Raw genomic sequence first — 18,060 nt, 5'->3', positions numbered from 1 at the left:
CCCCGGATTGTCCCGCCGAGTCTCTGAGGCTATAGGGGGGTCGACGGACCGTCCCCGATGCGGGCGTCCCAACCATTATGCAACACCGAGCCGCACAGAAGGAAACGGGCCCGACCATCGCCGATCAGGCCCTCCAGGAGCGAACGTTGAAGTACCTCCGCGCAGGATGGCGGGCCACCAGCCGGAAATTTGCCGGGCTTTTGGCAGTCCAGTGGATCCTGGCAATCGTTCTGGCCCGTGTCGCCTCCGCCGGAGCGTGGGCCGGGGCGGAGAGTGCGGTTGGCGGGTACGTGCTCACCGCCGCCCTCGTGGGGGGGCTCATTTCCATTCCGGCGGCGGCCGCGGCCTACTTTAAGCCGGAGGCGACGCTCACCCGTCACGGCGTGGGGGCCGCACAGCTCCTGATGTCGGGCCTGCTGATCTACCTCGTGGCGGGACGCATCTCGATGCACTTCCACATCTTCGTGTCCCTGGCCTTTCTGGCGCTGTACTACGACTGGGGCGTGCTGGTGTCCGCGGCGGCCGTGACGGCCATCGACCACTTTGCCCGCGGGATTTTCTGGCCGATGTCGATGTTTGGGGTGACCCATTCGGCGCCCTGGATGGCGGCGGAGCACAGCGCCTGGGTGATTTTCGAGGTCGGCTTCCTAACGCTCGGGTGCCTGCAGGCCATTCGGGCCCAGCGCAACCGGGCCCGGACCGAGCTCGAAAACGAGGCGCAGAATGAGGAGCTCGAGACGCTCCTCGCTGATCTTGAGGCGGCGCAGGAGGAGGCCGAGGAGAAACGGGAGGAAGCGTCTCGCTTGGCAGAGACCGCCGAGGAGGTGAACAGCTTCCTTCGCCTGGAGATTGAGGACCTGGACGGCCGCCTCGAACGGCTCGAAGACGGCGACCTGACTGTGTCGTTCGCCGGCGAGGCCCCGACGACCCCGAACGAGAACACGGAGCAGGCCGCCGAAATGACCGGCCAACTCCGCACGAAACTGGAGGGCGCGGTCGCGTCGATCCGGTCGACCCTGCAGGAGGTGATGAGCGCGACGAGCAGGGCCAACAGGTCCGCCGACGAAATTAGCACGTCGTCCGACCAGATGGCCGCCAGTGCCGAGGAGCAGTCCGCGCAGGCCGAGGAGGTGGCCGCGGCGGTGGAGGAGCTCAACACAACGATCAACGAAAATGCGCGCAGCGTCCAGTCCGTGGCCCAGTCCGCCCAGGACGGGGGCCGGGAGGCGCGCGAGGGGCAGGCGGTGGTCTCGGAGGCGACCGGCAAGATGAAGGACATCGCCCGGGAAGTGCAGGGCACCGCCGACACCATTGACCGCCTTCAGGCCTCCAGTGAGGAAATCAGCCAGGTCGTCGAGACCATCGACGAGATCGCGAATCAGACCAACCTGTTGGCGCTGAACGCGGCGATTGAGGCGGCCCGAGCCGGCGGGGACGGCACCGGGTCCGAGACGGGCCAAGGGTTCGCCGTGGTGGCCGAGGAGGTGCGGGAGCTTGCGGACGAGACCGACCAGGCCACCTCCGAGATCGCCGACATCATCGGTGAGGTGCAGTTGGAGATCGACCAGGCCGTGGAGGCGGCCCAGCAGAGCAGTCGCAACGCCGAGGAGGGCATCGAGCTGTCGGAGAAGGCGAGCGAGGCGCTCCGCCAGATCGTCGCCTCGATCGAGGAGGTGGAGGCGAAGGCCGACGAGATTGCGGCCGCCTCCGAGGAGCAGTCCACCACCAGCCAAGAGATCGCCCGGAGCGTGCAGTCGATCTCGACGGCCGCCCAGGAGTCGGCGGCGGGCGTGACGGAGGTGTCCGACATCGCGACGACCCTGGACCGCGTCACCGAGAACCTGGAAGCCCGGGTCCGTCAGTTTGCCCTGGATCGGACCCGCCCCGCAGCGGCCGAGACGGCCTCCGCCGCGGGGGAGGGGGCCCCGGATTCCGACCGGACCAACGGCCGCTCGGCCCAGAGCCCGGGTGGGCCGGGAAGTTCAGAGGTGGCGGGAGACGGAGCCATGACGGGATAGTGGAAGGCGAGAGGACGGGCCCGGCGAACTGTCCCGCGCGCAGGGCCGGCCGCCTTCCGTCCCGTACGTGACGCCGGTCTCCTACGCGGGGATGGACGGCATCAGGTAGTTGCGGGCCACCTCGGTGAAGGCCTCGACCTGATCGTCGACCCAGGAGGGGGGCAGGTCCCGTTCTTCGGCCATCAACGCGGCGACCCGGGGCGCCGCGTCGATGCTCGCCTGCGCGTCGAGCAGGAGGCATCGGGTGCGGCGGGCCAGGACGTCCTCTACCGTCCGGGCCATCTCGTGCCGGGCGGCCCACACCACCTGTCCGGCCCGGATGGGCAGCCGCTCGTCGAGCGGCTTTCGGAGGTCGGGGTGCTCCTCCATCAGGTTGTCCAGCGCTTCGGCGTCGGCGCCATAGAGGGCGAGGTCGCCAAACTGCTCCGGGTTTTGGTGCCAGCCGTGCAGGCGGAGGTCGCCCGTCTGGGAGGGCCGCCGGGCAAGCTCCGCGTGGCGGGCCGCCCGGTCGACGGTGTCCTCCGCCATCTTGCGGTAGGTGGTCCACTTGCCCCCCGAAATGGTGACGAGGCCGCTGTCGGACACGTTCAGCTGGTGCTCGCGCGAGATGTCCGAGGTGTCCCCGTTGCTTCCAGGGGGGGCCACTAGGGGACGAATGCCGGCATAAACGCTTCGCACGTCCTCCGGCCCCGGGTCCTTGGCGAGGTACCGCTGGGCGTGGGTGAGGAGGAAGTTCAACTCCTCGTGCCCAGGTGTGGGCTCCATGCTCACCTCGTCGACCTCCGCTTCGGTCGTGCCGACGACGACCCGGTCGTGCCACGGGATGGCAAAGAGGACGCGGCCGTCGTCCGTTTTCGGCACCATGATCGCGCTGTCGCCCGGCAGGAACGACTTGTCCAGGACGATGTGGGTTCCGCGGCTGGGCCGGAGGGTGGTGCCGGCCGACGGGTCGTCCATCTGGCGGATCGTGTCGGTGAAGATGCCGGTGGCGTTGATCACCGACCGGGCCTCGATCTCGAACGTGGCGCCGGTCTCCTGGCACTCGGCCACCACGCCGTCCACGGCCCCGTTCGTCTTTTTGAGGTCCGTCACCTTCATGTAGTTGAGCAGCACGCCGCCCTGCTCGTCGGCCGTCTGGGCCATGTTGACGGCCAGCCGGGTGTCGTCGAACTGCCCGTCGAAGTACAGAATCCCGCCGCGCAGGCCGTCGGTCTCCACGGTGGGGAGGCGCTCCACCGTCTGGTGTCGGTTCAGGTACTGCGACCGGCCAAAGTTTTGGCTGCCCGCGAGCAGGTCGTACACCTTCATCCCGATCCCGTAGTAGGGGGCCTCCCACCACTTGTAGCTCGGCACGACGAAGGGGAGGTTGCTCACGAGGTGGGGAGCGTTGTCCTGAAGCCGCTCCCGCTCCTTCAGCGCCTCGAAGACGAGGGACACGTTGCCCTGCTCCAGGTACCGGACGCCGCCGTGCACGAGCTTCGTCGAGCGGCTGGAGGTCGCCTTCGCGAAGTCGTGCATCTCGAGCAGGAGGGTGTCGTAGCCCCGTGCCGCGGCGTCCACGGCGCAGCCGAGCCCGGTGGCCCCGCCGCCAATGATGACGAAGTCCCAGGGCGTCTGTCGGGATTCGAGTGCCTCGATGCCTTGTGTGCGGTCCATGAGATCAATTGCAAAACCAACAGAGTAAACGAGTCCGGTCCGGGCGGCCGCCGCCACCGGAAAACGGTTCGGCGGAACGGCCCCGCGACGGGGAAGGGCCCGGGCGCACCCGAGCCGAAAAGGGGCGTGAACGCGCTGGGGCCCCCACCGGCAGGTGGCGGCCCCAGGCCGACTGAGCTCCTACATCGTACTCAGCACGCTCACTGATGTACCTACTGCACGCCGTTAAAAGCTGAAGGAGAGCTCCGTCAGGACGCCAGCAAAGCTGTCGGCCGGCGCCGGGCGGGTGACGGGCGTTCCCTGAGCGGCACTGAAGCTATCCCCGTGGCTCTGCGTGACACCGGACACCTTCAGGAGGGCGTGGTCGTAAAGTTGCACCCCAATTCCTCCCTCGAAACGGGTAAGGTTGCCGTCCGGGTCACCGGAGGCATTGTCGATGGCGTCGCCCTGGTCACTGACGATCACAAAGCGACCGGCGAGGTAGAAGCTTTCCGTGATGTCGACTTTCGCACCGAGACCACCAAAGGCCGCGGCAGCATCATTCGTGCCGTCCACCTCGCTGTCTTGTGCGTAGCCGCCCCAAAGGTCAATGTCCAGGGGGCTCGGAGTGATCTTGGCGTCCACCTGCGTGATCCATCCGCCATTCGGAAGGGCCGCGTGGGTATTTTTGGACTGGTCAATAAAGCCCCCACTGGGGTTCTGCTGTTCGGGGTTCAGGTTGATGTTCTCACGGTCGCCTCGGGCAAAGTCCATGGTCTCCTGGCCCGTTGCGCCCGCAAGGCCAGCCCCGACCTGCAGCACGTCGGAGACAGCGTACGTGGCATTTCCAATCAACCACACACCGGTGGAGCCTTCACCCAACGTGGTCAGGTTCTCTCCAAAGGTCTTCGCCGCGGTCAGGTCGAACCCGAACCCTCCGTACGATCCAATCAACTTCACGCCCTGACCGGCAGTGATGATGTCGGCCGGTGAGTTTCCGATGAGAGGGTTTCCCTGAACCACGGGGCCATCTGAGAAGCCGCGGAAGTGCATGAGGCCAGTAACGGGTGTACCCGCTTGAACGGTCAGTCCTTCACTGACCTGCATGTTCATCACCATGAAGTCAACCGACGGCCCAAGCCCAAACTGGCCGCCAAAATCATTTGGCTCTTGCTCCAGCATCAGCAGGCCGCTCACATTTTCTGAGAACTGGACGCTGGCATTCAGGCCAGCACGAGCACGATGAAACCCGGTCACCGCTCCAGGAAAGCCATCCACGGAAATGGACTGAGCGGACTGCATCAGGTTGACCGCGAAGTCAATCTCCGGCAGCTCGCCGTCCTCCATCTGCGCCTGGGCCGGCACCGCCGTTGCCACGAGAAGCAGAAGGGCAAAGGCGCCGGCGGTCAGCCATTGAAAAAAAGCGTTTGAGGTCCTTGAAATCGTAAATTGAGACATAAGAGGTGTTGTGGGTTGGTCGTTGTTCGTGAAAACGGGCGTAGACAAGGTCCCCACCGACGGGGACCCCAGTCGCCCGACCCTGCTGTTGGCCTCTCCAAAAAGAACCGATACCGACGCCCGGAGAGGCGCGTCGAAATGCTCGTCGTGGTGCCGGAAGGCCCCCGGCCGCAGCGCGAGCCCAAGGCTCGGGCGGCGCACTGCGGCCGGAGTCGGGTCCGGCCGGAAAGGAGGCTACTCCCCCTCCCACTGCTTGAGGAGTTCATCGTACGGCACGGTCTCCGGCTCTTCCGGGGGCCGCTCGGCCTTCGGGGCGCCCGGCTGATTGAGCCAGTACTCCCGGGTGCGCTCTTCGTTGAGATCGGGGGAGTACTGTGCCATCCGCAGGCGGTCCATCAGCGAGTTCTGAATGCTCGCCAGGTCGTTCATCGCCTGCTTCACGGTCTTCTCGCCGGTCACGGCGCTGGCCACCTGCTTCCACCACTGCTCGGCCAGGAGGGGGTAGTGGGGCACGTTCGGTCCTGAGTCCGTCCACTGGTCCTCCACCGGGGAGGTGTAGAAGGAAATCAGGCCGCCGAGGTCGCCCTCGCGCTCCTGCCAGTACTCGGAGTTGACCGTGGAGCTGCGGACGGGCGTCCGGCCCACGTTGAACTTGTTGAGCGAGACCGTCTTGGAGGAGGCAAACTGGGCCCACATCCAGGCGGCGTGTCGCTTGTCGCCGGTGGTCTGCTTCGGAATGGTCCAGCTTCCGGCGTCCTGGTAGCCGACCTTCATGCCCTCGTCCCAGTAGCGGCCGTGGGGCGTGGGGGCCACGCGCCACTTCGGGTTGCCCTCGTCGTCCGTCACCGCCGACTCCGGCGAGGTGAAGGGCTCGGCCGAGAGGAAGGTGATGTACTGGAAGACGCGCTGCGCCACGCTGCCGCGAGAGGGCACCGGGCCGGCTTCCGACCAGCTCATGGACGGGGCGTAGGGTGGGGCGTAGTCGTTCAGCCAATCCACGTACTTCTGGGTGGCGTAGTAGGCCGCGGGGCCGTTTGTGGCGCCGCCGCGATCCACCGAGGAGCCGACCGGGATGCGGTCTTCGACCCGAATGCCCCACTCGTCCACGGGGCGGCCGTTCGGAAGGCCCTTGTCGCCGGCGCCCGCAATTGAGAGCCAGGCGTCCGTGAAACGCCATCCAAGGGACGGCCCCCGGCGCCCGTAGTCCATGTGGCCGTACACGCCCTCCGTCTCGGCGCCCACGTCGGACGGGGAGACCGACTCGGTAAAGAACTCGGCGATGTCTTCGTAGGCGGCCCAGTTGCGGGGCACGCCCAGCTCATAGCCGTACTCGTTCCGGAACTGCTCCTTGATCTCCGGGTCGTTGAACCAGTCGTACCGGAACCAATAGAGGTTCGCGAACTGCTGGTCCGGGAGCTGAATCTGGTCGCCCTCAAAATTCTGGCCGAACTCCGGGTTCATCCAGTCGTCCAGGTCGAGCGTCGGGTTTGTAAACTCGCTGCCCGCTCCGTTCATGTAGTCGGTCAGGTTGACCGCGCTCTGAAGGCGGATGTGGGTGCCGATGAGGTCGGCGTCGTTGACGTAAATGTCGTAGACGCTCCGGCCGGACGCGAGCTGCGTCTGGAGCTTCTCGACCAGGTCGCCCTCGCCGATGATGTTGTGGGTCACGTTAATGCCCGTGATTTCGGTAAAGGCGTCGGCGAGCGTCTCCGATTCCCACGTGTGGGTTTTGATCGTTTCGGCCACCGACTCGACGTCGGTCCCGCGGAGCTGCTCGGCATTTTCCGCGAACCACATCAGCTCGTCGATCTGCTCCTTCAGCGTGAGGACCGACGGCTGAAACTCCATCGCGTACTTGACCGCGGCCCGCTTGCGGTCGTTCATGGGGCCGTACTCGCTCTGGGCATACTCCCGGGCTTCCTCCCGCGTGATGTCGGGATAGTTGGGCTCATCGGGAAAGTCCTGCGCCTGCGCGGACGCGAGGGGTTGGAGGAGGAGGGCCGCGACGCAGAGGGCGACTGGCATCAGCCAGCCGCGGCGCGGCGCATGGGGTTGGTAGGAGGTGCTCATAACAAAGCCACCGTTGGTAATGAAAAAAGTCGTTGAGGACGATCAGGCGTCGAAGAACAAAGGAGCGCCCCATTGGACACGACCCGTCTCGAGGGCCCCGTAAGCGCTTCCGCAGCCCAGGCGGGGCGGTCGCGGCTGCCTTCGTCAGTCTAGGGGGCAGTATAGAAAGCGCTTTTCTTCATCGATAGTCTAATCTTCCGAGAAAATGATTCCATCTTCCCAAAGTGGTGCGGCCGTCCGACGACGCACGGCCGTGAGGGCCAGGACATTGGCCCTTTTCCCCGGCGGGCCCCAGGGGCCGGACGTCCTGGGGAGGAATCAGCAATGTGCCGGGCGCCGGCCTAGAAGAAGTTGATGGTGCCAATGATGGACAGCACCCCGAGGAGGAGCACCGCCCACACGGCCGTCGTTCCCACCAGATACAGCCACAGGCAAAAGATGGCGCCCGTCATGAGCAGGCCCATAAAGAAGCGGTCGCCCCGCGTGGTCTCGATGGGGAGGAGGCCCTGACGCGCCCATCCGGGCTCCTTCATGTCCCAGATCGTCAGGCTGATGAGCAGCAGAATGATCGACCCGAGGAAGATGAGGGTTGGGGACGTCCAGTTCATCCAGTCGGGGGGAAGGGAGAGCATGGGGACCAGTGGGGTGGAGTGAGGCAGGGGACGGGAAGGGCGGCATGCCGCTACACGCGGCCCATAGAGAAGCCCGTGGCCAGGAGGTCGCGGACGAGGTACACGATGATGGCCCCGGGAATCATGGCGATCACGCCCGCCGCGGCCAGCACGCCCCAGTCCCAGCCGCCGGCGCCGAGGCTGCGGGTCAGGGTGACGGTAATCGGCTGTGCGGCCTCGTTGGTGAGGGTGCGGGCGAGGAGCAGCTCCACCCAGGAGAACATGAACGTGAGAAACGCCGTCACTGCGATGCCGGGCTTGATCAACGGGAGGAAGATGTTCCAGCAGAAGCTAGTGAAGCTGTGTCCGTCGATGAAGGCCATCTCGTCAATCTCCTTGGGGATGCCAGACATGAACCCCTCCAGAATCCAGATGGCGAGCGGCAGGTTGAACAGGCAGTGGGCCAGCGCGACCGCCCAATAGGTGTCGATCAGGTTCAGGTTCGAGTAGAGGATAAAGAACGGCACCAGGAAGGCCGCCGGGGGCGCCATCCGGTTCGTCAGGAACCAGAAGAACAGGTGCTTGTCGCCCCGAAAGTCCCAGCGGGAGAAGGCGTAGGCGGCGGGGAGGGCCGCGATGGTCACGAACACCACGTTCATGGAGGCCATGATGATGGAGTTGATATACCCGGCCCGCCAGAACTCCGAGGTCAAAATCTCCTCGTAGTTTGCGAGCGTGAACTCGTGCGGGTAGAGCGTCAGCCGACTCAGAATCTCGGAGTTCGGCTTAAACGACATGTTGACCATCCAGTAGATTGGTATCAAAATAAATACCAAAAACAGGATGAGGTAATATCTCTTGTTCATTGGTCACCACCTGCGCCTTGTCCAAGATTAAGCATGACGATGTAGATCACGAAGGAGATAAGGATCACGATGAAGAAGTAGATCAGCGACGTCGCCGCGCCTCTTCCCATCTGAAAGCCCCCAATGGCCATTCGTGAGGTGTACGTGCTGAGGAAGGTTGTAGAGCTCCCCGGGCCGCCGCCCGTGAGCACGAACGGTTCGGCGTAGATCTTAAAGGAGTCCATCAGCCGCAGGAGCACGGCGATGATGAGGACGCCCCGCAGGTTCGGCAGCGTAACGTACCGGAACGTTTTCCAGGGCGAGGCCCGGTCGATCTTGGCGGCCATGTAGTATTCCTCGGGGATGGCCTGAATGCCGGCGTAGCAGATGAGGACCACCAAGGGGGTCCAGTGCCAGATGTCCATGGCCAATACCGTCCACCAGGCGTCAAATGTGGAGCTGCTAATCTCGTAGGAGTACCCAAACCAGTTGAAGGCAGCGGGAAGGACCCCGATGTCCGACCGGGTAAACACGCGCCAGATGATGCCGACGACGTTCCAGGGAATCAGCAGCGGGATGCCCAGGAGGACGAGGCTGACGCCGACGCCGGGGCCCTCCTTGGGCATGCAGAGGGCCAGTCCCAGCCCGAGCGGGATTTCTGTAATCAACACGAGGAAGCTGAAGACGAACTGCCGGCCCAGCGCCCCCCGAAACGCCTCGTCCTCAAGGATGGCCACGAAGTTCTCCAGCCCCGCAAAGTAGGGCTCGGTGCCCGGGAGCAGGGTCATTTGGGAGTAGTTCATCACCGTGATGAGCGGGATGAAGGCACTGATCGAGACCAGGAGCAGTGCCGGCAGCAGAAAGAGCCAGGGACGTTGTTTCATGGGGCAAGGGGCCTAACGGGGGAGTGCGGGAGTGGGGCGGGGCGGTGCCTACTGGGCGTGCACGGCCTGTTTTTCGTGGAAAAACTGGACCGTGTCGGGGGGGAACTTGAGCCAGATCGAGGCGCCCTCTTCGATCATGAAGTCGTGGGCCACGCGGGCCTTCACCTCCACGTCGGTATCGTCGAGGCGCGTCGTCAGGATCTGGTAGCCGCCGACCATCTCCACCTGATCGACGGTCGCGGGAATGTAGTCCGCGTCCCCCTTCGGATCGGCCACCTGGACGGTCACGGAACTGGGGCGGATGCCGACGTGGCAGTCGGTCCAGCTCAGGTCGATCTCGTCGTGGATGTCCGCGGAGACGGAAATCGTATGCGGCCCGATTTTCGCGTGCGGCGCCGCGTCGGTTTCCGTCACGCCGCACTCGAGCAGGTTCATGCCGGGGCTCCCGATGAAGTGGCCGATGAAGGTGTTGACCGGGTTCTCGTAGAGGGTCTCGCCGCTGTCGTACTGCACGAGACGCCCGTCCCGCATGATGGCCACCTGCTCGGCGAAGGTGAGCGCCTCGTGCTGGTCGTGGGTCACGTAGAGCGCCGTGATTTCGAACTCCTGCTGGGCCTCCTTCACGCGCCGGCGGATGGTGAGCTTCCGGGCGGGCTCCACGTCGGTCATCGGCTCGTCGAAGAGGATGGCGGAGGTGTCCGCGCGGATGATGCCGCGCCCCAGGGCCACCAGCTGGTTCAGCTCGGGCCCGAGGTTCGAGGGGCTGCTGTGCAGAATGTCGTTGAGCTCCAGCAGGTCGGCGATTTTCTGGACGCGCTCTTCGATTTCGTTCTCCGGCGTCCCGCCATTCCGCAGGGGAAACGCGAGGTTGCCGTAGACGTCCATCGAGTCGTAGATGACCGGAAACTGGAACACCTGCGCGATGTCGCGCTCGGCCGGGGGCTTCTCGGTCACGTCCTCGCCGTCGATGAGCACCTGTCCCTCGGTGGGTTGGAGGAGCCCGGAGATGATCTGAAGGAGGGTGGTCTTGCCGCACCCCGAGGGGCCCAGCAGCGCGTTGGCGGTGCCGTCCTGCAGGGTCAGGTCTACGTGGTCGATGGCCACCGTCTCGTCCGCGGTGCCCGCATCGTAGACGTGTCGTATGTCACGAACTTCGATCTCAGCCATGTACCAGCGTCGACGTTATGAGAAGGAGGGAATTTTGTCGCCCGCGGCGATCAGGTCGCCCGCCTCGGGGTCGTAGACGTAGAACTTCTTGGGATCGAGCGCAAACGAGATCGACGCGCCGGTCTCCAGGTGCAGTGGGGTGGGGTGCAGCGCGTAGATCTCCCGCCCCTGAAAGTCCATGTGCAGGGTGCTGGTGGAGCCGACCGTCTCCACGAACGAGAGGGTGGGGGTGATGGACGCCTCGGCCCCGTTTTCCGTGAGCGTCATGTCCTGCGGGCGGAAGCCGAGGTGGTAGGTTTCGCCGGGGGAGAGGGCGTCGAAGCCCGTGGCCGGGACGCGCGTGTCGTCGTCCACCTCGAAGTAGCGATCGGTGGAAGTCGGCTCCTGGACGAGCGTGACCGGCACGATGTTCATGGGGGGCTCGCCCAGGTACTCGGCCACCGGGAGGTAGCGCGGCCGGTAGTAAATCTCGTCGCGCAGCGCCTTCTGGATGATGTTGCCGTCGTGGAGAAAGCCGATGTGCGTCGACATCGCGAGCGCGTCCCCGGCTTGGGGGGTCGCGTAGATGACCGTCGTGTCCTCCTCGGAGAACAGGCGCTCGAAGTCGCTGCGCAGCTGCTCGCGCAGCTTGTAGTCGAGGTTGGCCAGCGGCTCGTCCATGAAGAGGTAGTCGGGCTCTTTGATGAGGGCCCGCGAGATGGCGGTCCGCTGCGCCTCGCCGCCGCTGACCTCCTCCGGGAGGTTGTTGAGGATGTGGTCGATCTTGAGCATCTCGGCGGTCTCCTGGACCCGGCGCTCAATCTCGTCCGCCGAGTAATTCTCGTCGCTGACCTGGAGGGGCGAGGCGAGGTTTTCGCGGACGGTGAGGGAGGGGTAGTTGATAAATTCCTGGTAGACCATGCCGACGCTGCGGTCCTGAACGGCCACGTCGGTCATCTCCTCGCCGTCGTAGTGGACGGCGCCCGCGTCGGCGGACTCGATGCCGGCCATGATGCGGAGCAGGGTGGTCTTGCCGGCGCCCGTGGGGGCCACCACGCTGAAGAAACTCCGGTCGGGGATGTCCAGGGTGATCCCGTCCAGCACCTGCTCGGTCCCAAACGACTTGTGGAGGTTTTCGACACGAATGCCCATGGGGCGGATCAACGGAATTCTGAGAGAGAAGGCCCGTGGCGACAAGGACCGGCGGAGGGGCTACGAGGCGGCCGGGGATTCCTCGCCCACGGGGGCGTTGGAGGTCGCGTTGGTCGAGACGTCGGCGCCCTGGGGCGCGGCCTCACTGGAGTCGGGCGACTCCCAAGCCCGCGCGCGGTTGAGGGCCTTCGACCAGCCGGTTCGGAGCGTTTCGACGCGGTCGCGCGGCATCGACGGGGTAAACATCTGGTCCAGCTCCCACTGGTCCTGAATCTCGGACTGGCTGTCCCAGTAGCCGACGGCGAGGCCCGCGAGGTAGGCCGCCCCCAGGGCGGTGGTTTCGAGGATCTTGGGGCGGACCACCGGGATGTCGAGAATGTCGGACTGGAACTGCAGCAGGAGGTCGTTGGCCGCGGCCCCGCCGTCGGCCCCCAGCTCCGTCGTCTCGATGCCGGAGTCGGCCTCCATCGCGTCGATCACGTCGGCCACCTGGTAGGCCATGCTCTCGATGGCGGCCCGGGCGAGGTGCCCGCGGTTGGCCCCCCGCGTGAGCCCGCTGATCGTGCCACGGGCGTACTGGTCCCAGTACGGGGCGCCGAGGCCGGTGAAGGCCGGCACGAAATAGACGCCGCCGTTGTCGTCGACGGTGCGGGCGAGCCGCTCGACCTCCGCGGCCTCCCGAATCATCTTGAGCTCGTCGCGTAGCCACTGCACCACCGCCCCGGCGACGAAGATGGAGCCCTCCAGGGCGTAGTAGGTCGTGCCGTCGATCTGGTAGGCGATCGTGGTGAGCAGGTTGTGCTCGGAGGTCACCGCCGTCTCGCCGGTATTCTGGAGCAGAAAGGCGCCCGTGCCGTAGGTGTTTTTGCCGAGGCCGGGCGTGGTGCACATCTGCCCAAACAGTGCGGCCTGCTGGTCCCCTGCGATGCCCGCGATGGGCACCTCCTCGTCGAACGGGCCGCCCTGCGTCGTGCCGTACACTTCGCTGCTGTCCCGCACGTCGGGCAGCATGGACGGGGGGATGTCGAGAATGTCGAGCAGTTCTGGGTCCCACGCCCCCTCGTGGATGTTGTAGAGCAGGGTCCGCGAGGCGTTGGTGGCGTCGGTGACGTGGCGCTTGCCGTTCGTCATGCGCCAGACGAGCCAGCTATCGACCGTGCCGAAGGCCAGCTCCCCGTTCTCGGCGCGCTCGCGGGCCCCGTCCACGTTGTCCAGCAGCCACTTGATCTTCGTCCCGGAAAAGTAGGCGTCGATGATGAGCCCCGTTTTCTCCTGGATGAGGTCCAGGTGCCCCCGGTCCTTGAGTCGGTCGCAGAGCCCCGAGGTCCGTCGGTCCTGCCAGACAATGGCGTTGTGGATGGGGGTGCCGGTGGCGCGGTCCCAGACAACCGTCGTCTCGCGCTGGTTGGTGATGCCGATGGCCGCCAGGTCCTCCGCCTCGACGTTCGCCCGGCTCATGGCCTCCGACGCGGTCCCCATCTGGGTCGACCAGATTTCGTTCGCGTCGTGCTCTACCCACCCGGGCTGGGGATAATGCTGCTCGAATTCCTTCTGGGCTACGGTTTGTACCTGCCCCTGAGTGTCGAAAAGGATGGACCGCGAGCTCGTCGTCCCCTGATCGAGCGCGAGTATGTACTGCATGGGTTGGATTGACGTCTTTGGAAGTCAGCCCGTTTGGAAGTCAGCCCGTTTGGAAGTCAGCCCGTTTGGAAGTCAGCCCGTTTGGAAGTCAGCCCGTTTGGAAGTCAGCCCGGTGCGGGAAAGTCTGTACGCCACGGTGTTGGGACCATGCGGTCGGGCGCCGACGGCACGGTGGAAGGGCTTTCGCCGTGGAGGGCCCCGAACGGGGACCTGCTACGATTCGGGACATGCCTGGTCCTGTTCCCACCCTTTCGTCGCAAACGAAGTATAGGAAGCGCTTTTTCGAGTCGGTAGTATGATCTTCCGAGAAAATGCTTCCATCTTCCCAAATCCTCGCCCCCTCTGGTTTTTGTCCGATGGGTCCGTATATCTTCTACCCTGCACTAAATGTACATCGGCAGTCCCATCGGACTGTTCACCCGACGGGGCGGAACAGGCGCTGATCAACGACTTGGGCTCCACACCACAAATGGGCTCCACACCACGAACTGGTGTTCGCGACTGCATTCATGCACCCCCAGGCTCATGTCCCGATCCTTTCGGCCAACCCCGTACGGAGAGGCGTCCGACTCTCTCGTCAACTACCGACTGGGCGTGGGCGGAGACGACGCACGGCTTTCCTTCTATGCCGTCGAGGAGTCGGCCCGCGGCGTGTCCCTCCGGGCCCCGCACCTGACGTACTACGGGCTGGTCGACGGCACGGCCCGGGTCGACGTGGAGGGCGAAGAAGGGCTTGCCGTTGAGGCGGGCGAGTCGCTGGTCGTGCCCCCGCTGCAGACGATCACGGTCGACTTTCCTGCGGCGCACGAGGACCCGGCCCGGTACGTGGTGCTGCGGATCGACCGGTCGCAGGTTCGCTCCATTCTCGATCGTGTCGCGAGCGACGTGCCGTCGGGCCCCGCGGTGCAGGAAGGGGGGAGGGACGACCACGCCTACTTTCACGTGCCGGAAAATGAAGGGATCGCCCGCGTGCTGAACATGGTCGCGTATCTGTTCCGGGAGGATCCCCCGAACCGCGACCGCCTGATCGACCTCAACGCGATGGAGCTGCTCATTCAAATGCTTCAGACCGCGTCGCGCCCCCTTCTCGTCGGGAAGCTGCCCCGCAACACCTCCGCTGGCGGATTGGCCGCGGCCGTGCAGTACATCCAGGACAACCTCGACCGGCACATTTCGATCGATGAACTGGTCGAGGAGGCCTGCATGAGCAAGTCCAGCTTCTACCGGCACTTCAGCGACGAATTTGAGATGTCCCCCCTGGAGTACATCACGCGGGAGCGGGTCGTCCGGGCGCGGGAGCTGTTGGCGGATTCGGACAACACCGTCACCAACGTGAGCCACGCCCTGGGCTTCAGCAGCACCAGTCACTTCATCGATATGTTTAAAGAGCATGAGGGCGTGACGCCCAAGCAGTATCAGATGGACCTCCTGGACTAGCGTTGCGTCCATTAGGAAGCGCTTCCGTCGTCCCTCACCTGAGGGGCGTTCAGACCACATCACCCGTTCGTTCCTGATCTATGTCCTCCATTACACTGTTCGGTGCCGGTAGCTGGGGCACAGCCATGTCCGTACATCTGGCGTCGGCGGGGCGGGACGTTGTGCTGTGGGCACGCCGTCCGGAGGTGGCCGACGAAATTCGCCGCACCTCCCACAACCCCACGTACCTTCCGGAGCTGCTCATTCCGTCTTCCGTGTACATCACGACGGACTTGGAGAAGGCCGCGGAGGCGTCCGACCTGTGGGGCATGGCCGTGCCGTCCCAGCAGCTTCGGGGGCGGGCCGAGCACCTCCGCCCGCACGCCCACCCAGGCACCCGGCTCGTGGCCCTGTCGAAGGGCATCGAGAACGAGACATTGCTCACCATGTCGCAGGTCCTCGACGATGTGTTCGAGTCGGTGCCGTCGGACCAGATCGGGGCGCTGTACGGCCCGAGCCACGCCGAGGAGGTCGCCGAGGGGCGCCCCACGGCCGTCGTGGCGGCGGCCCCCGACGAGGGGGAGGCCCGGCACATCCAGAAGGTGTTCATGACCGAGCGCCTGCGCGTCTACATGAACACAGACGTGCTCGGGGTCGAAATCGGGGGCTCTGCTAAAAACGTCCTCGCCATCGCGGCGGGGATTGCCGACGGGGTGAGCTACGGGGACAACGCCAAGGCCGCCCTCGTCACGCGCGGCCTGGCCGAGATCCGACGCCTGGGACAGGCCCTCGGGGCCGACCCGCAAACCTTTGCGGGCCTGGCGGGCATTGGCGACCTCGTGGTGACCTGCATGAGCCAGCACAGCCGCAACCGGTACCTCGGGGAGCAGATCAGTACGGGCAAGAGCCTCGACGACGTCCTCAATGACATGGCGATGGTTGCGGAGGGGGTGCGCACGACCCGCTCGGTCTACAATCTGGCGAAGCACCACGGGGTGGAGATGCCCATCACGGAGGCCGTTCACGCCATTCTCTTCGACGACAAGAGCCCCCGGAAGATGGTAAAACGCCTCATGACCCGTTCGGCCAAGCACGAGAATTGGCTCCCGACCACCCTGCAGCAGTAAGGGCCCGTGCCGCCGGCCCGGCGGCCGCTCCCGAGCCCACGTCCTTCCTGGTACAGATCGTCCGTCTCATGTCGCATGCCCTGTCCGACGGCCCGGCCCCGTCCGGCGCCCTGGAGTCGGTCATGACGCTCGAGCAGTTCATCCTGGACCGCCGCGGGCGCTTCCCGCAGTCTACCGGGGCCTTTTCGCGGCTCCTGCGCGACGTGAGCGTAGCGGCGAAGATCATCAACCACAACATCCGGCGGGCGGGCATCCTTGACGTGATGGGGGAGAGCGGAACCGTCAACGTACAGGACGAGAAGCAGAAGAAGCTCGACGAGATTGCCGACCGGGAGCTCGAACGTGCCCTGCGTCGGGGCGGGGAGTGTTGCCTGGTCGGCTCGGAGGAGCAGGCGGACACGATCGCCCTCTCCCCGCGGGGGGACTTTCAGGAGCGCTTTGCGGTGTTCTTCGATCCGCTCGACGGGTCGAGCAACACGGACGTCAACGCCTCGGTGGGCACGACCTTCAGCGTCTACACCCTGCCGGAGGGCGCGGACGAGGGCGATGCCCTGGACGTGGCCCTCCGGCCCGGGGGCGAGCAGGTGGCGGCGGGGTACGTGGCCTACGGCTCGTCCACCATGTTTGTCTTTACCACCGGCAACGGCGTCAACGGCTTCACCCTGGATCCGGGGATCGGGGAGTTCTTGTTGACGCACCCCGACCTCCAGATTCCCCAGGCGCCGGCGATGTATTCAATCAACGAGGCCGACATCGAGGACTTCTCACCGGAGCTTCGTGCGTTTCTGCAGTGGCTCAAGACCAAAGATCCGGACACGGGAGGCCGCATCCGCGCCCGCTACATCGGCTCCTTCGTCTCCGACTTCCACCGGAATCTGCTAACGGGTGGATTGTACATGTACCCGGCTACCGCGGACCATCCGGACGGGAAGCTGCGCCTGATGTACGAGGCCAATCCCATGGCCTTTCTCGTGGAGCAGGCCGGCGGGCGGGCGTCCACGGGCCACCAGCGCATTCTCGACCTTGAGCCCGAGGGCCTGCACGAACGCACTCCACTGTTTATCGGCAGCGCCCCGCTGGTGACGGCGGCCGAGGCGTACCTGCAGGGCCGTGGGGCGGAGGTCGCCCGTGGGGCCTGAACGTTGGCCGTGACGGATCGTACGAGCAGGGCATTTTTGACCCGCCGTTTGACTCAGTGCCGTATGCCCGACGAGCCGTCCACCGCGGCGATCGACCCGCCGCAAAAGTCCCTCGATGCCATGCGTCGCCCCGATGCCCTCGACCGGTCGTTCGAGGGCTGGTCCGAGGCGGTCTTCGCAATGCTGGATCGGCTCCGGGCCGAGCCGCACATCGACCAGTACAAGAAAGAAAAGCCGGGGGTCACCGAGCACCTGAAGGACCCGTTCCGACGCTACCGCGATGATCTGGTGGTGAACTGGGTGCTTCCAAATCGGCTCGGGTTCGAGACCGAGAAGTACGTCTTCAGCCGCCTGCTCAAGAACGACTTTGGCGCCGGTGGCTGCAACGACAACCTGTGGATGTCGTTTTACCGGCCGGAGACACGCCGCCTCGAAGACGTCCAAATCACCCATCGCGTCTCCCCGGACGGATTTGCGGTGGGCATCTACGTCGGGTCCCACGCCACGGACCTGCTGGCCCAGGCAAAGTCGCGGATCCAGGACGCCCCGGCCACTTACCTTGACCTTGTAAACCCGTTATTGCAAAACAAAAACTGGCGGTTCCAAACTCACGGTCGGGCGGGCGGGAGCAAGACGACGTCTGTGTTCGACGCGCCACTCGACCACATTCCGGACAGCGTGGAGGGGGCGAACGGGTTTCACGTGCGCCACCACATCGGTCGCGAGGAGACGCTCGATCTCGGCGCGGAAGTGGTCGACCGTGCGCTCGATCTCGTCCTCGACGTGTGGCCGATCTACCGGTTTTACCTCGCCGACGAATTCGCGTAGGTCAGCTTCTCTGATCAGGTAAAGGAGAGATGTCAGGCCGAGAATCGCCTCCCACCTCCACGTTTCTCGACGATAGCCACCTTTCTCGAC

The 18,060-nt window shown here is 65.2% G+C and carries 14 protein-coding genes; 5 read left to right on the top strand and 9 right to left on the bottom strand.

What is annotated here, in order from left to right; translation table 11 throughout:
* The first annotated feature begins 77 nt into the window (after positions 1–77).
* Positions 78–2,018, top strand: a complete 1,941-nt coding sequence (locus OJA40_RS00655; RefSeq protein ID WP_208426104.1) for a methyl-accepting chemotaxis protein — start codon at positions 78–80, stop codon at positions 2,016–2,018.
* Between the two features lie 81 nt (positions 2,019–2,099).
* Here the strand turns inward: OJA40_RS00655 and OJA40_RS00650 are convergent, their stop codons facing one another.
* The 9 genes from OJA40_RS00650 to glpK form a co-directional block, all read right to left on the bottom strand.
* Positions 2,100–3,674: a glycerol-3-phosphate dehydrogenase/oxidase gene (locus OJA40_RS00650; protein WP_208426105.1), complete on the bottom strand. Its 1,575-nt coding sequence runs from the start codon at positions 3,672–3,674 to the stop codon at positions 2,100–2,102.
* A gap of 225 nt (positions 3,675–3,899) precedes the next feature.
* A complete protein-coding gene (locus OJA40_RS00645; protein ID WP_208426106.1) occupies positions 3,900–5,111 on the bottom strand; it encodes a hypothetical protein in 1,212 nt (403 codons plus the stop codon).
* A gap of 234 nt (positions 5,112–5,345) precedes the next feature.
* Entirely contained in the window at positions 5,346–7,181 is a 1,836-nt protein-coding gene (locus OJA40_RS00640; protein ID WP_208426107.1) for an ABC transporter substrate-binding protein, read from the bottom strand.
* Positions 7,182–7,522: 341 nt separating this feature from the next.
* Positions 7,523–7,813 (bottom strand): DUF2160 domain-containing protein, encoded by a 291-nt coding sequence (locus OJA40_RS00635; RefSeq protein WP_208426108.1) that lies wholly within the window; start codon positions 7,811–7,813, stop codon positions 7,523–7,525.
* A gap of 50 nt (positions 7,814–7,863) precedes the next feature.
* Entirely contained in the window at positions 7,864–8,658 is a 795-nt protein-coding gene (locus tag OJA40_RS00630) for a carbohydrate ABC transporter permease (protein ID WP_208426109.1), read from the bottom strand.
* Positions 8,655–9,521, bottom strand: a complete 867-nt coding sequence (locus OJA40_RS00625) for a carbohydrate ABC transporter permease (protein WP_208426110.1) — start codon at positions 9,519–9,521, stop codon at positions 8,655–8,657. The genes OJA40_RS00630 and OJA40_RS00625 overlap by 4 nt, the downstream gene beginning before the upstream one ends.
* A 48-nt stretch (positions 9,522–9,569) precedes the next feature.
* The gene (locus OJA40_RS00620) at positions 9,570–10,688 is read right to left on the bottom strand and encodes an ABC transporter ATP-binding protein (protein ID WP_263809811.1); all 1,119 of its coding nucleotides are present in this window, start codon (positions 10,686–10,688) and stop codon (positions 9,570–9,572) included.
* 15 nt (positions 10,689–10,703) lie between these two features.
* Entirely contained in the window at positions 10,704–11,819 is a 1,116-nt protein-coding gene (locus tag OJA40_RS00615; RefSeq protein ID WP_208427046.1) for an ABC transporter ATP-binding protein, read from the bottom strand.
* Positions 11,820–11,879: 60 nt separating this feature from the next.
* Positions 11,880–13,460, bottom strand: coding sequence for a glycerol kinase GlpK (gene glpK / locus OJA40_RS00610; RefSeq protein ID WP_208427047.1), 1,581 nt, complete (start codon positions 13,458–13,460; stop codon positions 11,880–11,882).
* A gap of 525 nt (positions 13,461–13,985) precedes the next feature.
* Between glpK and OJA40_RS00605 the strand changes: the two genes are divergently transcribed.
* The 4 genes from OJA40_RS00605 to OJA40_RS00590 all read left to right on the top strand — a co-directional run bounded on the left by OJA40_RS00605 (position 13,986) and on the right by OJA40_RS00590 (position 17,970).
* On the top strand, positions 13,986–14,897 hold the full coding sequence (locus tag OJA40_RS00605; protein WP_208427048.1) for a helix-turn-helix transcriptional regulator: 912 nt from the start codon (positions 13,986–13,988) through the stop codon (positions 14,895–14,897).
* Between the two features lie 80 nt (positions 14,898–14,977).
* Entirely contained in the window at positions 14,978–16,003 is a 1,026-nt protein-coding gene (locus tag OJA40_RS00600; protein ID WP_208427049.1) for an NAD(P)H-dependent glycerol-3-phosphate dehydrogenase, read from the top strand.
* 68 nt (positions 16,004–16,071) lie between these two features.
* The gene (gene fbp, locus OJA40_RS00595; RefSeq protein ID WP_208427050.1) at positions 16,072–17,142 is read left to right on the top strand and encodes a class 1 fructose-bisphosphatase; all 1,071 of its coding nucleotides are present in this window, start codon (positions 16,072–16,074) and stop codon (positions 17,140–17,142) included.
* Between the two features lie 63 nt (positions 17,143–17,205).
* Complete coding sequence (locus tag OJA40_RS00590; RefSeq protein WP_208427051.1) at positions 17,206–17,970, top strand: hypothetical protein; 765 nt, start codon at positions 17,206–17,208, stop codon at positions 17,968–17,970.
* Positions 17,971–18,060: the final 90 nt, after the last annotated feature.

The sequence above is a fragment of the Salinibacter pepae genome (assembly GCF_947077775.1).
GTDB classification, from domain to species: domain Bacteria; phylum Bacteroidota; class Rhodothermia; order Rhodothermales; family Salinibacteraceae; genus Salinibacter; species Salinibacter pepae.
The sequence above is the reverse complement of the archived record's forward strand: the minus strand, read 5'-3'. Positions and strand labels throughout refer to the sequence as shown.